We start from the raw sequence: 3,785 nt of genomic DNA, 5'->3' as shown, positions 1-3,785 counted from the left end.
GCCCCGCCGGCCGCACCCGGGGTCGGGCGGCCGGGCCGGGGGGTGCGGGGTTCGACACGGTCCCACCGCCGTGTCGGCACAACGACCCCGGGTGCGGCCGGCGGGGCCGGCACCAGGGTGGCCTGCGCGACGGCCGCCCGCACCATCGCGAGCCACAGCACCGGCCCCGCCACCGCCGTCCCCACCGGCATCGTCCGGGTGTCACCGTCGCACCGGGAAGGACCGGCCGGGGCCGTGACCCACCGCGCCAGCGCGGCCTGGGTGAGCACCACCGTCCGCGCCGGCCCGGCCGGACCGGCGCAGGCCGCAAGCAGCACGCCCGGATGGTGCGGCGACAAGGCCCGCAGTCGATCGGTGTAGGAAACCGGATGCCCTGGCTGCGTGCGTGCCTGCGCCACGGTGCCCGGTTCGTCGAGCCGCAACCACGGCACACCGAACGCGCACGTGCCGGCGCCGGTCCCGAGTCCGAGCACCGGCCGGGCCGCCGCGAGCAGTGCCCGCGCCGACGCCGACGGCAGTGTCGGATCGAGCGGCAGCCAGGCCGCCCCGGTCTTGACCACCGCCCACACCGCCAGCACCGATGCCACCGCCCCGGGTCCGGCGATCACGACCACCTCGCCCGGCCCGACGCCGCGGTCGATCAGCAGCCGCGCCCACCGCGAGGACCACTGGTCGAGTTCTCGGTAGGACATCTGCCCGTCGGGGCCGTGGATCGCCACCCGGTCCCCGGCCGATTCCGCCGCCGCCGTCAACCACGCCGGCCCCACCGTCACCCCTCGCACCCGCATCGGGGTCGGCCGCATCCGCCGGCGCCGACGAGCCGCACGCCCGGCATCCGGTGTGCCGGCAACCGGACGGGCCGGTGCGGCGCCGCCGCCGGTGCCTTGCACCACTGCGGGCTCCTTCCCGGCCCGGGCGGAGCGAGCCGTGACTCGACGACGGTTTTGGCCGGCCGGTAGGAAGGGGCTCGGCCGGAGCTGTCCGAAGAGGATACCTGTCAACCGGTTTCCTGGTGGGCCGCCCCGCCCGGCCGACGACCCGGGGATGGGTAGGATTTGCCCTTCGACGGAAGGCGGAGGTCGACTCCTCCGCGAGGCGGGACGGAACCGGAGTGTGAGGGTATGGCGCGGCAGGCGCGGGCGGTGTGGACCCGGCAACAGATCCTCGACGGTGCCGCCGCGCATTTCGAGCGGTACGGCTACGAGGGAGCCGGGCTCGCCGGGATCGTCGAGAGCATCGGGGTGACCAAGGGGGCGCTGTACTTCCACTTCTCGTCGAAGGAGGGGCTGGCGCATGCGCTCATCGACGAGCAGCACCGCCGCTCCATCGCCGCCGTCGAGGCCGTCGCCGCGCTGGACCGGCCCGCGCTCGACCAGGTGGTGATGCTCTCGTACGCGATGGCCCGGCAGATGATCGACGACCCGATCGTGCGGGCCGGTATCCGGCTGACGCTCGAGCTCAGCGCCACCGACGGACCTGCGGGGCCCTACCTGGACTGGATCACCGCCTGCCGTGCTCTGATCGGCCGGGCCGTCACCGAAGGTGAGGTGCGCGCTTCGATCGACCCGGCGATGCTGGCCCGCTTCGTCGTGTCCGCCTACAACGGTGTCCAGCTGGTCTCCAACGTCCTGACCGGGCGCCGCGATCTCGACCATCGCCTGGACCAGATGTGGGCCCTGTTGCTGCCGGGCATCGTGCCTGCGGACCGGCACGGGCGGATTCCGCAGATCTGCGCCGCCCGCTGTCACCCGCCGGCCGAACCGCCCTGCGCCGCACCGGTGCTCGCGCCGGTCCCCCCCTCGGACGAAAGTCCCCCGCACCAGAGATGACCACCGCGGCCGTCGAGGGCCGATTCTCGGGCCGCACCCCGGGGGACCCACCGCCGCCGCCGTCGGGAGCCGGTCGAGTCCGGGACCGGCCGCGGCCGCATGCGGGGGAAGGATGCGCCCCGCCCGCTCCTCCCCACCGGGCAGGGACGCATATCGATGATCGTCGTTCGGGCCTCCGATGTTTCCGGCCCGGCAGGACGTGTCGGTCGTGCCCGGCCGGGCAGGGCCGCCGGGTATCGGCGAGCTACGGGCGGCCCGCCGCCAGGGTCCCGGACGGGACGGCGAGGATAAGGATCGACCAACACACGCACCGGTTTGCTGCGGGGCGCTCGGGGTATGCAGGGGCCGCGGGCAGGACGATCTCCGGTCGTGGGGAGGCGACGAGAGATGGATGTGGACAACAGGGTGGGCCGGGTGCGTCGGTGGCCGCGCGAGCGGCTACGCCGCTTCGTGCTCGAATACGAGAACCGGTGCGCGCACTGCCCCCCGTACCCGCTGCTCGAGGCGGCCCGGATCGAGCTGGCCCGCCGCCGCGGCGGTGGCACGCTCGACTGGAGGTGCCGGGTGAGCGGCCCGGACGGCGGTGCGGTGACCGTGACCGTGACCCTGCCGGTGGGGCTGACCGCGACCGAGCTGCACGACGCGGCGCTGGCCCAGGTGCGGCCACGTCACGGCCCCCGAGCCCAGGTGCAGGTCCTCGCCGTCGACGACGGGGACCCCGCGCCCGCAAACCCGGCCGCGCCGACCTGCCGGGACGGTGGGCGGGTCCACCGCCCCGGGTGCTGCCGCCCCGCCCGCCCGGCGCTCTCCGACCAGCGCGGATGACGGACAACCCGCCGGCACCCGGGGTTCCGTCCCGGCGGTGCCCCATCGGGGCCCACCCCACACGCATACGACGGCTGCAGGCGGGCCGCGGACTGTCCCGGCAGGGCCTTTCCTCCCCCGGCCGGCGGGGCCGTCCGACGGCATGACTCTCAGAGGTCGCGCGAGTCCGAGGACGACACGTGCGACTCCCACCCCCACCCGGCGCTGCGGTCGAACCGGCGGGTCGGTGCGGACCCACCCTCGGACCCGGCGGGAAGGACACCACGATGGACGCCCCCGATCGGACCGCCCCCCGCGACCGGCCGGAGCGGCGTGCCTGGCTGCGGAGCCGAACCCTCTCCCTGCCCGGCTACACCGTGCACGTGCTGCACGCGGGCACCACGGGCGCCGGCACGGTCGACTGCTACCGGCTCGCCGGTGGTGCGGTCTTCACCGCCGTCACCGCGCTCGGGTCCGGTCTCGATGCCCGTGTGGTCGCCGCTGCGGTGCGTACCCATCTGCGGGCCGGGGCCCGCGCCGTCGAGCGTGTGGTGTCCGCACCCGAGGTCGGGGATCTGGACACCGCCGCGGCGGTCTCCGCCTTCACGCACCTGGCGCAGGACTTCGACTATCCCGACACGGTCGTCTCGCTGCTGCACGGCGCCCTCGATCCGCCCACCGGCACGATCGACTACGTGCACGCCGACCACGGCCCGGCAGTGCTCGTGCATCCCGACGGCACCCTCGCCCCGCTGCCGGCCACCCGCCCACCGTTGGGACCAGTCCCCGGCCCCTGGGCCGTGCAGCGCACCGCGTTGGTGCCCGGTGCGAGGCTGTTGGCCTGCTCGGATGCGCTGCTGCCCCTGCTCGGCGCCGACGACCGGGGGGCCGGTGTCGCATTCCTCGCCACCCACCCGCACCCGCAGCGGTGGGCCACCGCGCTGCTCACCGCGCGCGAGCGGACCCGGGTGCACGACGATCTCGTCGCCCTCGCCGTCCACCGTCACCGCTGAGGAACACCGAGACGCTCGGCCCACAGATATCGGCGGGAACGCCGGGATCGACGGCACCCTCCGCCCCGGGGTCCGCGCCTGCGAGGACCGACTCGTAGCGGGGCGGTAGGGTTGCCCGTACCCCCGTACCCCCGTACCC

The 3,785-nt window shown here is 75.2% G+C and carries 4 protein-coding genes; 3 read left to right on the top strand and 1 reads right to left on the bottom strand.

What is annotated here, in order from left to right; all coding sequences use genetic code 11:
* Nucleotides 1–893, bottom strand: an 893-nt coding sequence (locus tag G6039_RS29815; RefSeq protein ID WP_164528186.1) for an AMP-binding protein, incomplete at its 3' end; no start/stop codon positions are given.
* 228 nt (nt 894–1,121) lie between these two features.
* Between G6039_RS29815 and G6039_RS29810 the strand changes: the two genes are divergently transcribed.
* From G6039_RS29810 to G6039_RS29800, 3 genes are all read left to right on the top strand, one after another.
* Nucleotides 1,122–1,829 (top strand): ScbR family autoregulator-binding transcription factor, encoded by a 708-nt coding sequence (locus G6039_RS29810; RefSeq protein ID WP_051446003.1) that lies wholly within the window; start codon nt 1,122–1,124, stop codon nt 1,827–1,829.
* Nucleotides 1,830–2,216: 387 nt separating this feature from the next.
* Nucleotides 2,217–2,654: a hypothetical protein gene (locus G6039_RS29805; protein WP_051446002.1), complete on the top strand. Its 438-nt coding sequence runs from the start codon at nt 2,217–2,219 to the stop codon at nt 2,652–2,654.
* A 266-nt stretch (nt 2,655–2,920) separates the two neighbouring features.
* Nucleotides 2,921–3,646, top strand: a complete 726-nt coding sequence (locus G6039_RS29800) for a SpoIIE family protein phosphatase (protein ID WP_051446001.1) — start codon at nt 2,921–2,923, stop codon at nt 3,644–3,646.
* Nucleotides 3,647–3,785 lie beyond the last annotated feature (139 nt).

It is taken from the genome of Rhodococcus aetherivorans (genome assembly GCF_011058165.1).
Taxonomy (GTDB): Bacteria; Actinomycetota; Actinomycetes; order Mycobacteriales; family Mycobacteriaceae; genus Rhodococcus; species Rhodococcus aetherivorans.
This window is presented reverse-complemented; position numbering and strand designations above follow the sequence as displayed.